The sequence below is a fragment of the Streptomyces sp. NPDC051020 genome (assembly GCF_040683105.1).
Classification (GTDB): Bacteria; Actinomycetota; Actinomycetes; order Streptomycetales; family Streptomycetaceae; genus Streptomyces.
Genome location: NZ_JBFBCG010000104.1, coordinates 1 through 19,988, shown reverse-complemented (window position 1 = coordinate 19,988; position 19,988 = coordinate 1). Strand labels below are relative to the sequence as shown.

General features: G+C 68.1%; 7 protein-coding genes and 5 pseudogenes. 3 read left to right on the top strand and 9 right to left on the bottom strand.

The genetic code is table 11. From position 1 onward, the window contains the following. Nucleotides 1–73: 73 nt before the first annotated feature. From AB0N06_RS33955 to AB0N06_RS33925, 7 genes and pseudogenes are all read right to left on the bottom strand, one after another. Nucleotides 74–1,378 (bottom strand): kelch repeat-containing protein, encoded by a 1,305-nt coding sequence (locus AB0N06_RS33955; protein ID WP_366138537.1) that lies wholly within the window; start codon nucleotides 1,376–1,378, stop codon nucleotides 74–76. A 612-nt stretch (nucleotides 1,379–1,990) separates the two neighbouring features. Beyond that, a pseudogene (locus tag AB0N06_RS33950) lies at nucleotides 1,991–2,959 on the bottom strand (carboxypeptidase regulatory-like domain-containing protein); the annotation flags it as partial. A 39-nt stretch (nucleotides 2,960–2,998) separates the two neighbouring features. Continuing rightward, nucleotides 2,999–4,216, bottom strand: a pseudogene (locus AB0N06_RS33945) (S8 family peptidase); the annotation flags it as partial. Nucleotides 4,217–5,117: 901 nt separating this feature from the next. Continuing rightward, nucleotides 5,118–9,326: a carboxypeptidase regulatory-like domain-containing protein gene (locus AB0N06_RS33940; RefSeq protein ID WP_366138535.1), complete on the bottom strand. Its 4,209-nt coding sequence runs from the start codon at nucleotides 9,324–9,326 to the stop codon at nucleotides 5,118–5,120. 66 nt (nucleotides 9,327–9,392) lie between these two features. Then, complete coding sequence (locus AB0N06_RS33935) at nucleotides 9,393–9,605, bottom strand: hypothetical protein (protein WP_366138534.1); 213 nt, start codon at nucleotides 9,603–9,605, stop codon at nucleotides 9,393–9,395. Between the two features lie 478 nt (nucleotides 9,606–10,083). Beyond that, entirely contained in the window at nucleotides 10,084–12,999 is a 2,916-nt protein-coding gene (locus tag AB0N06_RS33930) for a carboxypeptidase regulatory-like domain-containing protein (protein WP_366138536.1), read from the bottom strand. Beyond that, nucleotides 13,000–14,196, bottom strand: a pseudogene (locus AB0N06_RS33925) (S8 family peptidase); the annotation flags it as partial. 1,192 nt (nucleotides 14,197–15,388) lie between these two features. Between AB0N06_RS33925 and AB0N06_RS33920 the strand changes: the two are divergent. Further along, nucleotides 15,389–15,502, top strand: a pseudogene (locus tag AB0N06_RS33920) (glutaminase); the annotation flags it as partial. A gap of 27 nt (nucleotides 15,503–15,529) precedes the next feature. Here AB0N06_RS33920 and AB0N06_RS33915 read toward each other — a convergent pair. Together AB0N06_RS33915 and AB0N06_RS33910 are read right to left on the bottom strand one after the other, a co-directional pair. Continuing rightward, nucleotides 15,530–15,763: pseudogene (locus AB0N06_RS33915) on the bottom strand (metallophosphoesterase family protein); the annotation flags it as partial. Further along, on the bottom strand, nucleotides 15,760–18,405 hold the full coding sequence (locus AB0N06_RS33910; RefSeq protein WP_366138533.1) for a serine hydrolase: 2,646 nt from the start codon (nucleotides 18,403–18,405) through the stop codon (nucleotides 15,760–15,762). The pseudogene AB0N06_RS33915 and the gene AB0N06_RS33910, both read right to left, overlap by 4 nt. 105 nt (nucleotides 18,406–18,510) lie before the next feature. On the opposite strand from AB0N06_RS33910, the gene AB0N06_RS33905 reads away from it, so the two are divergent. Continuing rightward, entirely contained in the window at nucleotides 18,511–19,206 is a 696-nt protein-coding gene (locus tag AB0N06_RS33905; RefSeq protein ID WP_366138532.1) for a TetR/AcrR family transcriptional regulator, read from the top strand. Between the two features lie 352 nt (nucleotides 19,207–19,558). Next, entirely contained in the window at nucleotides 19,559–19,705 is a 147-nt protein-coding gene (locus AB0N06_RS33900) for a hypothetical protein (protein ID WP_366138531.1), read from the top strand. Nucleotides 19,706–19,988: the final 283 nt, after the last annotated feature.

The following is a 19,988-nucleotide window of genomic DNA, read 5'->3' as shown; positions in this document are numbered from 1 at the left end:
GGGGGGCGGCGCGGGGGGGGGCGTTGGGGGGGGGGGGGGGGGCCGCCCCCCCCCCCCCCCACGGAACGTCAGATCAGGTGCAGGTGCGGTCGGGTTTGAGGGAGAAGTCGGCCATGGTCGCCATACCCTGCTTGAACTTGACCGATCGGGTCTCCGACGCCCAGCCGTCCTTGGCCGCGATCACCGTGAGCGGGTTGTTGCTGACGTCCAGCCAGAGCACGTACTGACCGTTCCGGTCGGTCCTCAGCGTGTAGCTCGCCGTCTTCGAGGTGATCTGCACGGTCGCTCCGGTCAGCGGCTTCGGCGTGCCGTTGCAGTCGACTCCGGTGACCGTCCCGGTGATCTTTCCCCAGGTCCTGGGCGGGTTCACCGTGAGCGCCACCGGGACCGACGGGATCGCCCCGTACGGGGTCTTCGCGCTGACCGTGAGCTGCGCGGTGAACGTGCCCGGCTGGGTGATCTCGGCGACGTTCGCGTCGAAGCTCACGGTGACGTCAGCGCTCTCGCCCGGCTGGATCGTCACCTCGGTCTTGTCCACCGAGAGCCAGGGGATTCCGACGCACTGGTCATAGCCGGGCAGCAGCTCGGAGTTCTTGGCCGCGTCCCACCCTGCGGGGGAGCCTCCGATCTTGTAGAAGCCGCAGGCGGAGCCGCCGCGGTAGAGAGCGTTGTTGGAGTTGGGCAGCGCGGTCCAGGTGTCGGAACCCGGGTCGTAGGTGAAGCCCTGGTTGGTGATCGTGGTGAAGCTGTCGGTCACGCCACCGGATACGAGGAACTTGCCGTCTGCCGTCGAGTAGCCCATACCCCACAGGTCGATCGGCAGGTCGGCGACGGCGGTCCAGCTGTGGGACGACGGGTCGTAGCTGTAGGCGTGCTTGGTGGTACCGGCCGAGGTAGCCCCGCCCGCGCAGTACAGCTTGTTCGCGATGGCGCCGCAGCCGAGCCAGGAGATCGGCTCCGGATACGCCGTGCCCGAACTCCAGGTGTCCGAGGCCGGGTCGTACGCCTGCACATCCGTGCTGCCACAGCCGTCGTACGTGCAGCCGCCCACGATGTAGATCTTGCCGCCCAGTACGGTCACTGCGGCGCCGGCGTACGGCTTCGGGGTGTCGGCGCCGATGGACCAGGCTCCGGTCGCCGGGTCGTAGATCTCGGTCTTGGCCACCGGCCTCCCGTACGGGTCCCAGCCTCCGAAGACGTAGAGTTTGCCACCGTAGGCGGCGACCTGCGGCGCCGTACGGGTGATGCTCATGTTCGGCAGGGCACTCCACGCCTGGGCGAACGGATCGTAGACGTAGGCGTTCTTGTAATCGGTTTTGCCGTCCGTTCCGCCGACCGAGTAGACCTTGCCATCGAGGGTCGCCACGCCGTTGTCCATGACCGGTACGGGGTAGTCGGCCACCGTCGTCCACGGTGCCGCGTACGGCGTCGTCAAGGGCTTGGCGGCTGCCGACTGCGCGGTCTTGTCGGGCCGGAACCGCAGGGGGCTGTAGTGTCCCTTCACCTCCTGCAGCGGAGCACCCTGCTGCTTCGCGGCGGGCTGGTGGCCGCCCGGCTGCTTACCGATTTTGACGGTCACCGGGGCGGTTCCGGTGTTCTTCAAGGTCGCGGTGGAGCTGCCCTTGCCCTGCCAGTCGACGGTCTTGCCGACCTGGGCCGGGACCGCGATCCGGGGTGCGGGCAGGGCGAACGTGCCGTCCGTTGCCTGATGCGGGGCCACGTTGACGGTGATGTCGTGTGCGCTGTAGAAGTTCCCCGCCGTGGCGGTGAACTTGTGCTCTCCGGTGAGCGAGGAGAACATCCAGTAGAAGCCGTCGCCCAGGTCGGGGTCCTTCGGCGTCGCCACCGAGGTCGTCTTCTCCGCGGGCTTGTCGGCCGATGTCACCGAGGCGCCGTTGATCGCGTCCCCGGTGTTCTTGTCGGTCACCTGGCCGACGACCAGGCCGCCCGGTGCCGGGTCACACGTGCGGTCGCCGAGGAAGACGTCGTCGACCTGCCACCACTTGCCCCCGCTGCCGGTGAAGTGGAACCGCACCTGGACGTTGGCCTTGCCTGCGGCCTGGGACAGGTCCACGAGCTCGGTCCGCGGCCCCCGGGTGAGGTCCTTTGTGCGGTGCCAGACGGTGGTCCACGTCTGGCCGCCGTCGACGCTGAGATCGACGTCCCCGGTCTGGCCCAACGGGAAGCCGTAGTAGTCGGTGCGGAAGGACAGGGACGGGTGGGTTCGCCGACTGAAGTCCATGACCGGGCTGATCAGCGAGCTGTCCTGCGACTGGTTCATGCCGTGCTTAAGGCTGTCGATGATGGCGAAGCCACCGGACCCGCCGGTCTTGTTGCCGCGCTGGCCGGGGTCGTTGAACACCCAGGTCTGGCCGTTGCCGACCTTGTCATCGACGGTCCAGCCCGACGGCGTGGTGGTGCCGTCGAACGACTCGGTGGCGCCGTCGTAATGGAGCCCGTACCCGGCCGCGCTGCAGGTCGTCCAGTCGACCGGCGCGTTGACGTCATGCGTCACGTCTGCCGAACCCACCTGCACATCGTACGAGTCCTGCTTGTAGCCCGGGTACAGCGGGTCGACCTGCAGGGTGTAGGTGTCGGAGACGGGCACACTCAGCGTGTACTTCCCCGTCTTGGGGTCGGTGTAGGCGACCGCCGTCGGTTCGTCCTTGACCCGCACCGTCGCATACAGCGGCCAGCCCTGACCGGAACCGTCATGGACCGTGCCCGTGACCTTCACGCGCGGCTTCGCGGTCAGCGCGAGGTTCTCGGTCACCGTCTGCCGGTCGGCGATCGCGACACCCGAAACGGTCTTGGTGGCGTACCCGAACTTGCTCGCACTGACGTCGTATGTTCCCGCCGGCACGGTCAGGCTGTAGCGTCCCTGACCGTCCGTCATCGCCGTGGTGTCCCCCACGGTGATCTTGGCCGCGGCCAGCGGAGTGGTGCCGTCGGTGACGGTACCCGTGACGGTGCCGTGCGGCCCGGAACGGAAAGCCGAGACGTTCATCAGCAGGTTGGGGGAACCGGTGCCCGGGGCGGTCACCACTCCGGTGGTGGCTGCGGAGGTGAGCGCCTCTGCGACCTGCGAGGGGGTGGCGGCGGGGTTGTCGGCCAGGTAGAGCGCGGCTGCTCCGGCCACGTGCGGGGACGCCATTGAGGTGCCGGAGATGGTGTTGGTGGCGGTGTCGCCGGTGTACCACGCCGACTTGATGGATGACCCGGGCGCGAAGATGTCCAGCGTGCTGCCGTAGTTGGAGAAGCTGGAGCGGACGTCATTGCTGGCGGTGGAGCCGACTGTGAGGGCCTCGCTCACACGGGCCGGGGACTGGGTGGAGGCATCTGTGCCCTCGTTGCCCGCCGCCACGGCGTAGGTGACCCCGGAGGCTATGGAGTTGCGGACAGCGGTGTCCAGCGCCGTGTCGGTAGGGCCGCCGAGGCTCATGTTGGCCACCGCAGGCTTGACGGCGTTGGCGGTCACCCAGTCCACGCCCGCGATGACGCCGGAGGTGCTGCCGTAGCCGGAGTTGTCCAGCACGCGGACCGCGACGATCTTGGCCTTCTTGGCCATACCGTACGAGGATCCCGCGACCGTACCGGCGACGTGCGTGCCGTGGCCGTTGCCGTCCTCGGCAATGTTGTCGCCGTCCACCGCGTCGTACCCGTAACTGGCACGGCCACCGAAGTCCTGGTGACTGATGCGCACACCGGTGTCGATGATGTAGGCCGTGACTCCACCACCCGCTGTACCCGGGTAGGTGTAGCTGCTGTCGAGCGGCAGGGCCGGCTGGTCGACCCGGTCCAGCCCCCAGGAGGGCGGATTGGGCTGAGTGCCGGTCGGGTCGGTGCCGGTCGCCTTGACGACCTGGTCCTGCACGACGGACTCCACGGCCGGGTCGGCGGCGAACCGCCTGGCCTGCTTCTCCGTCAGCTCGACGGCATAGCCGTTGAGCGCCGCATCGTAGGTCCTGTTGACCTTGGCACCGTACTTGGCGGCCAGTGCCTTGCCCTTGCGCGACTTGGAGTCGGCTCCCTTGCCGAGGATCACGATGTACCGATCCTTGATGGCACCGGGTGCGCCCGCGTTCGCGATCGTGCCTTCGGCCTGACTCGCCGCCGCCGCGGGCAGCGCCGGACCGACACCAAGCGTCAACGCCGCGACGGTGACCGCGGCCAAGCCCTTGAGAGTGCGCCGGGCAGTACGTGACATCACTGGCATCACAGGGCCTCCTCTGCGGCGACAGCGAGCGTCACGATCAGCGCGCCGACGCATCCGACCATCGTGGTTGACGCAAGCGGACGCGATCTGAGGCGGGTTGGTTGAGGGGAAGGGGGATGAGACATGTACAGCTCTCCTACGGGGTGCGTGCAACCCCACATCGTGAATTCCTGATCAGGCAGATCTCGGCTCAGTCGCACTTCTTCAACCGCGACTTGCGTCCGCGGCCCAGCGTGCTGCAGTACGGACTGGAGTCCGTGATCACGGGTAGCTTGAAGCCCCAACTCGGTCTCATTCGACCGGATGATGCCGGCCAGACCACACCGGGCTTTCCGCCGCCGTCACCGTCCGGGACTGATTCCACGAGCACGTGCTTTCGCCATCCCGAATACGATGACGAAACATCAGGAATATGCTCATGACCGTGCTTCCAGAAGAGGAATCAACCAGACGAGGACGGAACTTTCCAGCCTCGAGGCGGCGCTCGGGAAGACGAAAAGTTCAACAGCGCAGGATGCACGAGACTTTGTTCGCCCCCTCTGCCGGATAACGGGTTCGCGCGGACTTTACGGCCGCCGGCACAGCTCCGTCATCGGCCGAACGTCGGGACGATCCCGGCACGAGCCCGACGAATGTCGAATCGTGCACACCCCCGGCGGCTCGGCATCCGCCTGACTATGCAAAAACCCGGGCCGGGACGGCTGCCCCCGGCCAGGTGTGCCCAGCGACCTATGGCCCCGGCCAACTCGGCATGGCGTGCGATCAGGGTCGCCGGCGCGGCATCACCCCGGTCGATCGCCGGCTGCTGGAAGCGTCTCGGCCCCGCCACGGGATCGGTGGCGGGGCCGAGACCTGTCCATGCGGACCGGGGGCCAGGCCCGGTCACGCACGGAGCGTCAGATCAGCTGCAGGTTTCTTTGAGAGAGAAGCTGGCCGTGGTTGCTTTACCCGGCTTGATCTCGACCTTTCGGGTCTGCGGCTCCCAGCCGTCCTTGGACGCGGTCACCGTGACCGGGTTTTCTCTGACGTCGAGCCAGAACACGTACTGGCCGTTCTTGTCGGTCTTCAAGGTGTAGCTCGCCGTCTTCGAGGTGATCTGCACGGTCGCTCCGGTCAACGGCGCCGATTTGCCGGTGCAGCCGACTCCGGTAACCGTCCCGGTGATCTTTCCCCAGGTCGTGGGTGGGTTCACCGTGAGCGCCACCGGCACCGAGGGGATCGCCCCGTACGGGGTCTTCGCGCCGATCGTGAGCTCCGCGGCGATCGTGCCCGGCTGGGTGATCTCGGCGAGGCTCGCGTCGAAACTCACCTCGACGTCAACACTCTCGCCCGGCTGGATCGTCACCTCGGTCTTGTCCACCGAGAGCCAGGGGACATCGCCCGTGGCGGCACACTGGTCATAGCCGGGCAACAGCTCCGAGTTCCTGGAACCGTAGTAGTTTCCGGCGGAACCCCCGATCCTGTAGAAACCGCAGGCGGAGCCGCTGCGGTAGAGAGTGCTGTTGGAGTTGGGCAGCGCGGTCCAAACATCGGAACCCGGGTCGTAGGCGAAGCCCTGGTTGGTGAGCACGCTGGAGTGGTTGGTCACGCCGCCGGACACAAGGAGCTTGCCGGCTGACACCGAGTAGCCCATCCCCCACAGCTCGATCGGCAGGTCAGCGACGCGAGTCCATCTGGCGGTTGCCGGGTCGTAGCTGTAGGCGTGCGTGCTGACGAGGCCTTGGTACCCGCCCGCGCAGTACAGCTTGTCATCGATGCCACCGCAACCGAGCCAGGCGACCTTCTCCGGATACGCCGCGCCCGAACTCCAGGAGTCCGCCGCCGGATCGTAGACCTGCACATCCGTCTTGCCGCAGTCGTTGCCGATGCAGCCGCCGACGAGGTAGATCTTGCCGCCCAGCACGGCCACGCCGGCGCCGGAGCGCGGTTGCGGGTTGTCGGCGCCCGTGGACCAGGTACCGCTCGCCGGGTCGTAGATCTCGGTCTTGGCCACCGGGCTCGTGCGGTTGTCCCAGCCGCCGAAGACGTAGAGCTTGCCACCATAGGCGGCTGCCTGCGCTCCGCCTCTGGCAACGCTCATGTTCGGCAGAGCACTCCACGCCTGCGCGCCCGAGTCGTAGACGTAGGCCTTGTTGACGAAGTACGTATCGTCGAATCCGCCGACCGAGTAGACCTTGCCGTTGATGGTCGCCACAGCGTTGTCCATGACCGGCATGGGGTAGTCGGCCACCGTCGTCCACGGCGCCGCGTACGGCGTCACCGACGGCTTGGCAGCCGCCGCCCGCGCGGTCTTGCCGGGCTGGAACGGCAGGGGGCTGTAATCGCCCTTCACCTTCTGCAGCGGAGCACCCTGCTGCGCCGCGGCGGGCTGGTTGCCGCTCGGCGCGACCGGCCACTCACCGATCTTGGCGGTCACCGGGGCGGTTCCGGTGTTCTTCAAGGTCAGGTTGGAGTTGCCCTGGCCCTCCCAGTCGACGGTCGTGCTGACTTGGGCCGGGACCGCGATCCGGGGTGCGGGCAGGGCGAACGTGCCGTCCGTTGCCTGGTCCGGGGCCACGTTGACGGTGATGTCCTGTGGGCTGTAGTAGGTCCCCACCTTGGCGTTGAACATGTGGTCCCCGGTGAGCGAGGAGAACATCCAGTAGAAGCCATCGCCCAGGTTCGGGTTGTTCGGCGTCGCCGCCGAGGTCGTCTTCTCCGCGGGCTTGTCGGCCGAGGTCACTGTGGCGCCGTTGATTCCGACCCCGGTGTTCTTGTCGGTCACCCGGCCGACGACCAGGCCGCCCGGCAGCGGGTCACAGGTGCGGCTGCCGAGGAGGACGTCGTCGACCTGCCACCACATGCCCCACTTGGCGGCGAGGTGGAACCGCACCTGGACGTTGGCCTTGCCGGCGGCCTGGGACAGGTCCACGAGCTCGGTCCGCGGCCCCCAGGCTCTGTCATTGGCGTGGTGCCAGAGGGTCGTCCACGTCTTGCCGCCGTCGACGCTGAGATCGACGTCCCCGGTCTGGTACACCATGCCGTTGTAGTCGGAGTGGAAGGTCAGGACCGGTTGGGCTTCCTGGCTGAAGTCCATGACCGGGCTGATCAGCGAGCTGTCCTGTGAACTGTCGCGGCCGTAGTAATCGCTGTCGATGACGGCGAAGCCGCCGGACCCACCGGTCCTGTTGGGGCGACCGCGGGGGTCCTTGAACACCCAGGTCTCGCCGTTGCCGACCTTGTCGTCGACGGTCCAGCCCGCCGGCGCGGTGGTGCCGTCGAACGGCTCCGTGGTGCCGTGATACTTGAAGCCGTACCCGGCGGCAGTGCAGCTCATCGGGTCGACCGACGCGTTGACGTCATGCGTCAGATCCGCCGAACCCACCTGAACATCCTGGGAGTTGCGCTTGTATCCCGGGTACAACGGGTCGACCTGCAAAGTGTAGGTGTCGGAGACGGGCACACTCAGCGCGTACTTCCCCGTCTTGGGGTCGGTGTAGGCAACCGACGTCGGCTCACCCTTGACCCGCACCGTCGCATACAACGGCCAGCCGTGACCGGAACCGTCACGGACCGTACCGGTGACGTTGACACTCGGCTTCGCGGTCAGCGCGAAGTTCTCGGTCACCGTCTGGCCGTCGGCGATCGTGACATCCGAGACGGTCTTGCCGGCGTACCCGAACTTGCTCACGCTGACGTCGTACGTCCCCGGTGGCACGCTCAAGGTGTAGTGCCCCTGACCATCCGTCATCGCCGTGACGTCACCCACGGTGACCTTGGCTGCCGCCAGCGGGGCGCTGCCGTCGGTCACCGTACCCGCGACAGTGCCGCGCGGCCCGGAGGGCGCGGGGCGGAACGCCGCGAGCCCGTTCGGGGTGCCGAGCCCGGTCGGCCCGTCATACCCCGGCCCGCCGTTGCACAGATACGCAGGCGTGCAACTTCCGTTGCTTCCGGACGTCACATCATTCAGCGCGGAAGGCTGGGCATACGGGTAGGAGCTGGGCGCCGAACCAGCCGCCGGTGTCCCGGCCAGCGCGTAGACCGAGGCGATGATCGGGGCGGACGCGCTGGTGCCGCCGAAGACCTGCCAGCCACCGTGGTAGACCGCGACACCGGTGCTCGGGTCGGCGACCGCGGACACATCCGTGATCGTACGGCGCGCGCAGCCGGTGTCCTGCTGGAACGACGGCTTGGGCAGGAACCTCGAACAGCCGCTGCCCGCATACCTCCATGCGCTTTCGGCCCAGCCGCGGGTGGTGGAGGTGTCCTTGACCAACGAGGTGCCGCCGACCGCCGTCACATACTGCGACGAGGCCGGGTATGCGACGCGGTAACCGCTGTCACCGCTGGCGAAGGTGATCGCGACACCGGGGTGGTTGAAGTAGGCTTCGCTCTGGGGCGCACTGGAATTCTCGGTACTGCCCCAGCTGTTGGAGACGAACTTGGCGCCCTGGGCGACCGCCTGGTTCACGGCCGTGCCAAGGTTGTTCATGCCGTTGTCGTCGGCCTCGACCAGGAGGATCCTGCAGCTCGGGCAGGTCGCGCTGACCATGTCGATGTCGAGTGCGATCTCCGCGGCCCACTGGGAGTTCGCCGGCGGATAGTGGGTGCCGCCGCGCTGGTCGATCTTCTTGAAGCAGCCGTTGGACGTGGTGCACGGCGGCAGCCCGTACTGCTGACGGTAGACGGCCAGGTCCGCCTCGGCGTTCGGGTTGTCGAACGCAGCCACGACGGCGACCGTCTCAGTGGATCCGGCAGAGGGCAGGTTGTACGCCCTCTGCAGGTCGGCCGGGCCGAAACCGGCGGGAGCGGCATCAGCCTGGAGACCCTTCGCCGCGACGACATCGGTACGGACCATGGCGAAGCAGGACATCTCGCCGGCCTTTGACGGCGTGGCGCACACCTGATCGGCGGGGTGCCGGCCAGGCACGGTGGAGCCGGCGGCCTTCGTGGCCGGGACGGGATGCTTGGCGGAGGGGGTGGAGGCGGAGGCCGCGGCCGGCACAGCGATCACCGTGGCTGCGGCGACGGCGAGCGCCACGATCAGCGTCAAGACGCGTCCGACCGCCATGGTTAACGCGAGCGGACGCGATCTGAGGCGAGTTGGTTGAGCGGAGCGGGGATGAGACATGTACACCTCTCCTACGGGGTGCATGCAAACCCGAATCGTGAATGCTTGAGCAGGGCAGATTTCGGCTCAGTCGTACTTCTTCAGCTGCGACTCGCTTCCGCGGCCCAGCGTGCTGAAGTACGAACTGACGTCCGTGATCACGGGGAGCTTGATGCTCAATTCCGTCTCGTTCGGCCGGATGTTGTCGGCCGCGATCATGTCGTGCTTTCCGTCGCCGACATTGTCCAAGGCAGATTCCACGAGCACGTGCTCACGGATCGCATCTTCATAGGAGAACACGGCCGCATGAGGCCCTTTTCGACGATGGGTCAGCAGGTGCCTGCGCCTGAGCGCCCATCGCCGACAGGAAACTGGATATCAGGGCTGTCGTCTCCCAACGAGATGACGAAACGTCAGGAATGTGCTGCGCTATGCCACCAGAAGATAAATCAACCGGACGCAGTCGGCAATTTCTGGCCTCGAGGCGGTGCTCGGGTAGACGAGAGGTTCAACAGCATAGGGTGCACGAGACTTTGCTTGTCCCTTCCGCCGGACAACGGGTTTGCGCGGACTTTACGGCCGGCGGCACAGCTCCGTCATCGGTTGAATGTCGGGACGATCCCGGTGCGAACCCGACGAATGTCGAATCGTGCAGACGCCCGGCGGCTCGGCATCCGCCTGACCATACAAGCGTCTCGGCCCCGCCATCGGATCGATGGTGGGGCCGAGACCTGTCCGTGCGGGCCGGGGCCTGGCCCGGCCCGCACGGAGTGTCAGATCAGGTGCAGGTGTATGTGAGAGAGAAGTCGGTCGTGGTCGCCTTACCCGCCTTGACCTTGACCGATTGGGTCTGCGACTCCCAGCCGTCCCTGGACGCGGTCACCGTGAGCGGGCTGTCGCTGACGTCCAGCCAGAGCACGTACTGACCGTTCTGGTCGGTCTTCAGCGTGTGGCTCCCCGTCTTCGAGGTGATCTGCACGGTCGCTCCGACCAGTGGCGCCGGCTTGCCGGTGCAGCCGGCCCCGCCGGTGACCGTCCCCGTGATCTTCCCCCAGGTCTTGGGTGGGTTCACCGTGAGCGCCACCGGCACCGATGCGATCTGGTATGGGGTCCGCGCCCTGATCGTGAGCAGCGCGCTGAACGTGCCCGGCTGGGTGATCTCTGCGACGTTTGCGTTGAAACTCACGTTGACGTCAACGCTCTCGCCCGGCTGGATCGTCACCTCGGTCTTGTCCACCGAGAGCCAGGGGACATCGGTCGCGCAATAGCCGGGCAGCAGCTCGGATTTCTTGGTCGCGTCCCACTGGCCTGGGCCGGTGATACCTCCGATCTTGTAGAAGCCGCAGGCGGAGCCGCCGCGGTAGACGGTGTTGTTGGAGTTGGGCAGCGGGGTCCAGGTGTCGGAACCCGGGTCGTAGGCGAAGCCCCGGTTGGTGATCGTGGTGCCGCCGTTGGTCACGCCGCCGGACATGAGGAGCTTGCCGTCCCCCACCGAGTAGCCCATCGCCCACAGGTCGATCGGCAGGTCGGCGATGGGAGTCCATTTGGCGGTCTCCGGGTCGTAGCTGTAGGCGTGCTTGGTGGTGGTATTGCCCGCCACCCCGCCCGCGCAGTACAGCTTGTTCGCGATGGTGCCGCAGCCGAGAAAGCCCCACGTTTCGGGGTAGGGCGTGGCCGAACTCCAGGAGTCCGACGCCGGGTCGTACACCTGCACGTCGTTCCTGTAGCAGCCGCCCGAGCAGCCGCCGACGATGTAGATCTTGCCGCCCAGCACGGTCACGGCGGCGCCGAAGTACGGTTTCGGCATATCGGCACCCGCGGACCAGGTACGGCTCGCCGGGTCGTAGATCTCGGTCTTGGCTATCTTGTTGTATGCGTCCAAGCCGCCGAAGACGTAGATCTTCCCACCATAGGCGGCCGCCTGTGCCGCCTCACGGCCGACCTTCAGGTTCGGCAGAGCACTCCACGTCTGCGCGACCGGATCGTAGACGTATGACTTGTTCGAGGCGGGGGCGTATCCGTCGCTTCCGCCGATCGAGTAGACCTTGCCGTCGAGGGTCACCACGGCGTTGTCCAGGATCGTCGTGGGGTAGTCGGGCACCGTCGTCCACGGCGCCGTGTACGGCGTCACCGAGGACTTGACGGCCGCCGGCTGCGTGGTCTTGCCGGGCCGGAACGGCTCAGGGCTGAAGTGTCCCTTGATCTCGTGCAGCGGAGCACCCTGCTGCTCCGCGGCGGGCTGGTGGCCGCCCGGCCACTCACCGATAGCGGCGGTCACCGGGGCGGTTCCGGTGTTCTTCAAGGTCACCGTGGAGCTGCCCTTGCCCTGCCAGTCGACGGTCTTGCTGAGCTGGTCCTGGCTGACCTCGAGCCGTGGTGCGGGCAGGACGAACGTGCTCGCCGTTGCCTCGTGCGGAGCCACGTTGACGGTGATGTCCTGCGCGGCGTAGTTGCCCCCCGCCGTGGCGGTGAACTTGTGCTCCCCGGTGAGCGAGGAGAACATCCAGTAGAAGCCGTCGCCCAGGTTCGGGTCGTTCGGTGTCGGCAGCGCGATCGCCTTCTCCGCAGGCTTGTCGGCCGATGTCACCGTGGCGCCGTTGATCCCGGCCCCGGTGTTCTTGTCGGTCACCTGGCCGAGGACCAGGCCGCCCGGTGCCGGGGCGCACGTGCGGTCGCCGAGGAAGACGTCGTCGACCTGCCACCACCACCCCAGGGTGGAGGTGAAGTGGAACCTCACCTGGACGTTGGCCTTGCCGGCGGCCTGGGACAGGTCCACGAGTTCGGTCCGTGGCCCCCGGGCGCTGTCGCTGCCGTGGTGCCAGACGCTGGTCCACGTCTGGCCGCCGTCGACGCTGAGATCGACGTCCCCGGTCTGGCCCGAGTAGCTGTTGTAGTCGGTGCGGAAGGACAAGGCCGGGTGGGTTCGCCGGCTGAAGTCCATGACCGGGCTGATCAGCGAGCTGTCCTGCCGCTGTCCGTTGCCGTATTTCTGGCTGTCGATGATGGCGAAGCCGCCGGACCCGCCAGTGTTGTTGCCGCGCTGGCCGGGGTCGTTGAACACCCAGGTCTGGCCGTTGCCAATCTTTTCGTCGACGGTCCAGCCCGACGGCGCGGTGGTCCCGTCGAACGACTCGGTGGTGCCGTCGTAGTGGAGCCCGTACCCGGCCGCGGTGCAAGTCGTCCAGTCGACCGACGCGTTGACGTCATGCGTCACATCCGCCGAACCCACCTGCACATCTTGAGAGTCCCGCTTGTAGCCCGGGTACAGCGGGTCGACCTGCAGGGTGTAGGTGTCGGAGACGGGCACACTCAGCGTGTACTTCCCCGTCTTGGGGTCGGTGTAGGCGACCGACGTCGGCTCGCCCTTGACCCGCACGGTCGCATACAGCGGCCAGCCGTGACCCGAACGGTCGTGGACGGTACCGGTGACGTTGACACTCGGCTTCGCGGTCAGCGCGAAGTTCTCGGTCACCGTCTGGCCGTCGGCGATCGCGACACCCGATACGGTCTTGGCGGCGTACCCGAACTTGCTCACGCTGATGTCATAGGTCCCCGGTGGGCGCACGGTCAGGGCGTAACGCCCCTGACCGTCCGTCATCACCGTGGCATCGCCCACAGTGACCTTGGCCGACGCCAGCGGAGTGGTGCCGTCGGTGACGGTACCCGTGACGGTGCCGTGCGGCCCGGCACGCAAGCCCGTGACGTTCAACAACCGGTTGGGGGAACCGGTTCCCGGGTCAGTCACCACTCCGGTGGTGGCTGAGGAGGTCAGCGCCTCTGCGACCAGCGACGGGGAGGCGGTGGGGTCCTGCGCCAGGTAGAGCGCGGCGGCTCCGGCCACGTGCGGGGACGCCATCGAGGTGCCGGAGATGGTGTTGGTGGCAGTGTCGCCGGTATGCCACGTCGACGTGATGGACGACCCGGGCGCGAAGATGTCCACCTTGCTGCCGTAGTTGGAGAAGCTGGAGCGGGCGTCGCCGCTGGTGGTGGAGCCGACGGTGATGGCCTCGGGCACGCGGGCCGGGGACGAGGTGGAGGCGTCCCTGTTCTCGTTGCCCGCCGCCACGGCGTAGGTGACCCCGGAGGCTATGGAGTTGCGGACAGCGGTGTCCAGCGCCGTGTCGACAACGCCACCGAGGCTCATGTTGGCCACCGCGGGCTTGACGGCGTTGGCGGTCACCCAGTCCACACCCGCGACGACGCCGGAGGTGGAGCCGGAGCCCTGGTCGTTCAGCACGCGTACCGCGACGATCTTGGCCTGCTTGGCCACACCGTACGACGAGCCCGCGACCGTGCCGGCGACGTGCGTGCCGTGGCCGTTGCCGTCCTCGGCGATGTTGTCGTCGTCCACGGCGTCGTACCCGTAGCTGGCGCGGCCGCCGAAGTCCTGGTGGCTGATGCGCACACCGGTGTCGATGATGTAGGCCGAGACTCCGCGACCCGCCGTATCCGGGTAGGTGTAGCGGCTGTCGAGCGGCAAGGCTTGCTGGTCGATCCGGTCCAGCCCCCAGGAGGGCGGATTGGGCTGAATGTCGGTCGCCTTGACGACCTGGTCCTGCACGACGGACTCCACGGCCGGATCGGCGGCGAAACGCTTGGCCTGCTTCTCCGTCAGCTCGACGGCGTACCCGTTGAGCGCTGCGTTGTAAGTCCTGTTGACCTTCGCACCGTACTTGGCAGCAAGCGCCTTGCCCTTGCGCGACTTGGAGTCGGCTCCCTTGCCGAGGATCACGATGTACCGATCCTTGATGGCACCGGGTGCGCCCGCGTTCGCGATCGTGCCTTCGGCCTGACTCGCCGCCGTCGCGGGCAGCGCCGGACCGACGCCAAGCGCCAGGGCCGCAACGGTGACCGTGGCCAAGCCCTTGAGGGTGCGCCGGGTACGTGACATGACCGTCGTGGTGAACACGCCCGGACGCGATCTGAGGCGGGTTGGTTGAGGGGAAGGGGGATGAGACATGTACAGCTCTCCTACGGGGTGCATGCACCCCACATCGTGAATTCCTGATCAGGCAGATCTCGACTCAGTCGCACTTCTTCAACCGCGACTTGCTTCCGCGGCCCAGCGTGCTGCAGTACGGACTGGAGTCCGTGATCACAGGGACCTTGAAGCCCCAACTCGGTCTCATTCGGCCGGATGACGCCGGCCAGACCACGCCGGGGTTTCCGCCGCCGTCACCGTCCAAGGCGGATTCCACGAGCACGTGCTTTCGCCATCCCGAATACGATGACGAAACATCAGGAATATGCTCATTACCGTGCTTCCAGAAGATGAATCAACGGGACGAGGACGGCACTTTCCAACCTCGAGGCGGCGCTCGGGAGGACGACAGGTTCAACAGCGCAGGATGCACAAGAATTTGTTCGTCTCCTCTGCCGGATGACGGGTTCGCGCGGACTTTACGGCCGCCGGCACAGCTCCGTCATCGGTTGAACGTCGGGATGATCCCGGCACGAGACCGACGAATGTCGAATCGCGGCCGTCTTCACGCCGCACCGTGTCGCGGGGACGGGGCTCGAGATTTTCGATTCCCCCGGTGCCGCCGGATGGCAGTGGCGCGGTCCACGGCGACGTCGGCCAGGGGCGGTACAGCAGCGACCGGTGCGGGCGCCACCCTTGCCGATAACCTCATCCACCCAGGTTGGGGCCGGTGCACGAGACGCTTCGGGCTCGAGTGCGGAGGCTCGACTCGGTACTCTCGTGCGGCTGGCGATCCCCCGACATGATGGCCGGTCATGCTGCTGTGACCGGCTCACCTGACCGTGACGAACGCGTTCGCCGTGCTGCGCCTGCTGTTTGTGAGCAACCGGGACAAGGACGCAGAGGCCCTCGCCCTGCGCCATCAGGTCACGGTCTTGGAGCGCCAACTCGGAGGCGAATAGGTTCGGTTCACTGATCGCGTGTTCCTGACGACGTTGCTGCACCGCCTGCCCTCACGGGTGCTGCGCAGGAAACGGCTGGTGGTGCGTCCGGACACGGTGCAGCGCGGGCACCGCGATCCGGTCGCGCGCCGCCACGCTGCCCGCTCCCAGCCAAGGCGCCCGGGAAGGGCCGCGGACCGTGCGCTCCATCCGGCTGCTGGGGCCGGTGCGCGCTGTGCGTGTGGAGCCCCCGCCTGGACGAGCGCGGCAACTCCGTGGCCGACGTGGCGGCCCTGGACCGCTTCACGAGCCGTACCGGCCTGTCGGTGTTCTGAAAGGCACCCCCGGACGCCGTCCGGTAACCCCGAGCTCGCCCTGGTCTCGTGCACGACACCGAAGCGCTCCCCCTCCAGTTCCGCGTACGCCACCTCCGGCAGCCGGATGCGTAAGGCGGGGCCGTCGTTTTTGCCGTACAGGCCGGTCAGCCGCCGCGACCGGTCCAGCAGCAGGTCCACCGTGGCGATGTCCACCCAATCGCCCGCGTGGACGACCACGTCGGCGCGCGGGACTTCGGCGAGGAGTTCGGGCGGCCTCAGCGTGCCGTCGCGGTCACGGTGACCACGGTGCCAGGACGCGCCGCGGGGAGCAGCACGTCCGCCTCGCCGGGGGCGCTGCGGACGACCGTGGCGCGCGTGCCCTCCGCCGTGATGCGCGCGCCCCGGGGGAACGCGGCGGTGGGGAGGGTGAGCGTCGTCCAGGTGCCGGGGGTCGCGGGGGTGGCGGTCAGGGTCAGGGTGTAGGTCCGGGTGGACGGGTCGTAGGTCTCGGCTCCCGGAGAGCCCGCGACGGCCCGGGCGTAGGGCGCGAAGGCGGGTTCCTTGCCGGGAGCGGGGTTGCCGTCGCGGTCACGGGCGCAGTAGCCGCCGCCGTCCATGGCGTCGCAGTCGTACCACATGGCCCAGCCGGTGGCGAAGCCGTGCATCGACAGGAGCTGACGGCGTACGAGCTGGGCGTTGCCGGGCGTGGTGGCCTTGGGCGGCCCCCATTCGCCGACGAGGACGGGCAACCGGTGCGCGGCCGGGTAGGCGCCGATGGCGGCTTCGTACCGTTCGATGAACTGCCCCGACGGGTCCCAGTCCTGACCCGCCTCGACGGCAGTGTCGTAGGCATGCGGGGCATAGCCGATGCGGGCGGCGCCGGGGCGCGGGTCGGCGAAGCCGGGAAGGCTCGTGGGGACGCCTTGGCCGACGAGGACGGTGGGCTCCACGAACAGCCACGCGTCGCGGTCGACGGCGCGGACGGCCTGGATGAGGCGCCGGTACATAGCAGGCAGCCGACCTTGTTCGAGCGCGGTGGAGGCGGCGACTTGGTCGGCGGGGTCCGTCGGGTCCCCGGGGACGGGGCCGAAGGGTTCGTTGAACAGGTCGTAGCCGAGCAGCGAGCGGTGTCCGCGGAGGGTGGTGGCGACCTTCGCGTAGGCGGCGGCCTGGGCGGTGCGCAGGTCGGGGTCGTCGTACAGATGGGTGAAGGCGGCCTGGACGGCGGGCTGGAAGTAGTCGGAGAACCAGTCGTCCGGGTTGGACTGGAAGGGCAGCCCGTCGGTGCGGGTGGCCCAGGCGGGGATGCCATTGTGGCCGAAGGCGGGGCCGAAGACGTCCTGGTGCCAGTCGACGAGGACCAGGACGTGATACCGGTCGGCCCAGTCGAGCACCTGGTCGAGGTAGCGCAGGTAGGCGGTGTCGTACCGGCCCGGGCCGGGTTCCACCTTCTCCCACTGGATGTCGAGCCGCATCAGGTTGAATCCGTCGCGCGCGAGCCGGGCGACGCGGTCGCGGGTGACGGTGTCGCTCTTGCCGAGGTTGAAACCGTGCAGCCGCAAAGCCCGGCCCCGGCTGTCGGCGAGGTGGACTACGCCGTCGGGCATGGTGACGGTGCCGGTGGGCCGGGCCGTGGCCCCCGCTCCCCACGGCGCCTCCATGCTGGTGGCCGTGCTGCGGGCCTGGGCCGGAGCCGCTGCGGGCAGCGCGCACAGGACGGCCGTGCCCAAGGCGAGCGTGGTGGCGGTGCGACGCAGACGCATGGTGCCTCCGGTGCGGTCGGCAAGGGGGCGGAGTTGCCCGACGAGTGCCGATCCTGGCCAAAGGCGTGTGCGACGGCAAGACTCCGCGACGTACTTTCCTGACACTTGCTCAACTTTTCGTTCGTGATGCACCCCGGCCTGGCGACGGGCGGGCACGGGGCCGGCGGCGGACGGCGGGCTGTACGGCGGCTGAGGGACGCCTCCCTCCTGTCCGCCGCAAACGGGGGCGCGAACCCGGCGTCGGACCTCGTCCCGGAATCGGCCCGGCTCGTTGCCGGCAAGTGAGCGTTCCGGCACACCGTCCCCGGGGAACCAGCAGATGCCAAAGCCGTCGCCGAGCGTGCTGGCGCGCAGCCCGACCGTCTGTTCCCGCATCCGGTGCAGCTCCGCTGCGGGCAGCACGCCCTCGCCGTCGCCGAGTTGGAACCGCGCCCAGCGCAGCAGATCGCTCACCGAGGAGGCGAGGCCGCCGCCGGGGTTGTCGCCGCGCGCGCCCTCCTTGAACCCTGCCCAGGGCCGGGCGGGGCGCAGTTCGCCGTCGTCGCCGCGGTTGTAGCCCACCGCGAACTTGCGGACCATCACCTCCGCCAGGCCGTACACGCTGTCCGCAAGGCCCACCGGCTCCAGGACGAGCGAGGCCATGGCCTGCTCGAAGGGCAGGCCCGTGACCTTCTCGATGATCCGCCCGGCCAGGTTGTAACCGGCCTGGCTATACGAGGCGCGGGCCCCGGGCAGCGCGATCAGCGGCAGCCCGGGCAGCTTCGCCACGAGCCCGGCCAGGGAGCGGTCGCCCTCGCCGTCGTCGATCAGGTTCCAGTCCAGGCCCGCGGTGTGGTTGAGCAGGTTCAGGACGGTGATCTGCGCCGCGGCCTGCTCGTCGGCGAGCTTCAGCTCGGGCACGTAGCGCCGCACCGGCGCGTCCAGGTCCACCTTCCCCTCGGCGACCAGGCGCATCAGCACGGTCGCCGTGAAGGTCTTGGACACCGACCCCAGGGAGAACAGCGTCTTCTCGTCGACCGGCAGCGGGTTGCTGAGGCTCGTCACTCCGTGCGAGGCGTAGATCTCCTGGCCGTCCAGGAGCACCCCGACGGCGACACCAGGAACGCCGAGCTCGGCAGCCTGCGCCTTGACGAACTCCGACAGCTTGTCCTGCGACATGGCTGCCCCTTCGGGCACTTGAACTAAGTACGAGACAGAGCATAGGCAGCCACTCGAACTAAGTGCAAGGTTGCGCATGAACTAAGTTCAAGTAGGGTGGTGGCCATGCCACGAGACACACTGACCGCAGACCGGATCGTCCGTGCGGCCATCGAGCTCCTCGACGACGAGGGATTGGACGGCCTCAATATGCGGAGCCTGGCGAAACGGCTCGGCTCGGCCGCCACGGCCGTTTACTGGCACATCAAGACCAAGGACGACCTGGTCCGACTCGCCAGCGACGCGATCTGGTCCGAGGTCGAGCTGCCTGATCTCGACGCCACCGACTGGCGCACGGCCGCCACCACTCATGCCTCCGGCATGCACGCGATGCTCACCCGGCACCCCTGGCTCGTCCAGGCATTCGGCAGCCACCTCCTGCACGGATCCGGCCAGGCCCGGCACAACGACCTCAGCCTCGGCATCTATGAAAAGGCGGGCTTCGCCACCGCCGACGCGGACCGGGCAGCCGCCACCGTGTTCACCTTCGTGCTCGGCAGCGCGCTCGGCCCTGCCGCGCAGGTCTCGCTCAACCGTCGGCTGAGCAAGAACGGCGCAGGTGCCGAGCAACTGATGGCCGACGCCGTGACACGCGCCACCGAGACCGCCATGCAATTCCCGCGCCTGCGCGAACGCCTCGGCACCACAGCCGCCACGGAGTACGCCGCGGCGCCCGACAACACCTTCGCGTTCGGCCTTCAGTCCCTCCTCGACGGCTTCGAGGCCCGCCTCACCGCCGACCGCGCCAGCCGGCGCGCGTGACTTGCGCCCGGACAACACCCGCCCGACCAGCCCACGGCCCCATTCTGGTTTCACGTCGACGCACGAGCAGGGCGAGGTGAGACCGAACGGGACACCGGCATGGCCCTGGGCAGTGCACATGACTCCGTACTAGTGCCGCGACCGGCAAGGTTTGCCCGTCAAGGAGCGGCGGCCGGTGCGTGTGATCGCAAGGCGGCCGGAAGCCCTTGTAGCGGAGCTACCTGGGCTTTTGGCCAACGCCGCGAGCGCGCGTGCCGGGCGTCGCGACGGGGCAAACCTTGCCGGTCGCGGCACTAGGTGGAGCGCTCAGACCGGTCCTGGGACAGCAGGCGCGGGCAATCCCAGCTGCACCATGGACGACCTCAACGAGCGCATCGCGGCGGCGGGCGCCGTGAAGAAGCCCAAGAAGGCGGCTGCCTGCAGCTCGGCGTCCGACGTGGAAGGACCTGCCGGCCTGCGGCCGAAGCGGGCCCGGATCAGGGGTGTTGAGCGGTCATGACCACGGCTGACCCGCTCGACCGCGCCGCTACGGATTGGTCTGATCGCAGATCTCGTCGCTGACGTGGACAGGCACGAGCCATCCGGTGATCGCTGAGCTCAGAGAACCCCGTGATCACCGCGGCTCGTGCCTGCTCTTCATCCGGCGGGCACCTTCTGACCGCCGGTGCGCCCCTACTGCCAGACGCTCTTAGCTTGATCTTTAAGGCTGCTGCTCGGCCCCGCCGCGTCTAGGCATATCCGTTTTGCGCTGTTTCTTGCCGACTGGGTAGCGGGGTGCGGGT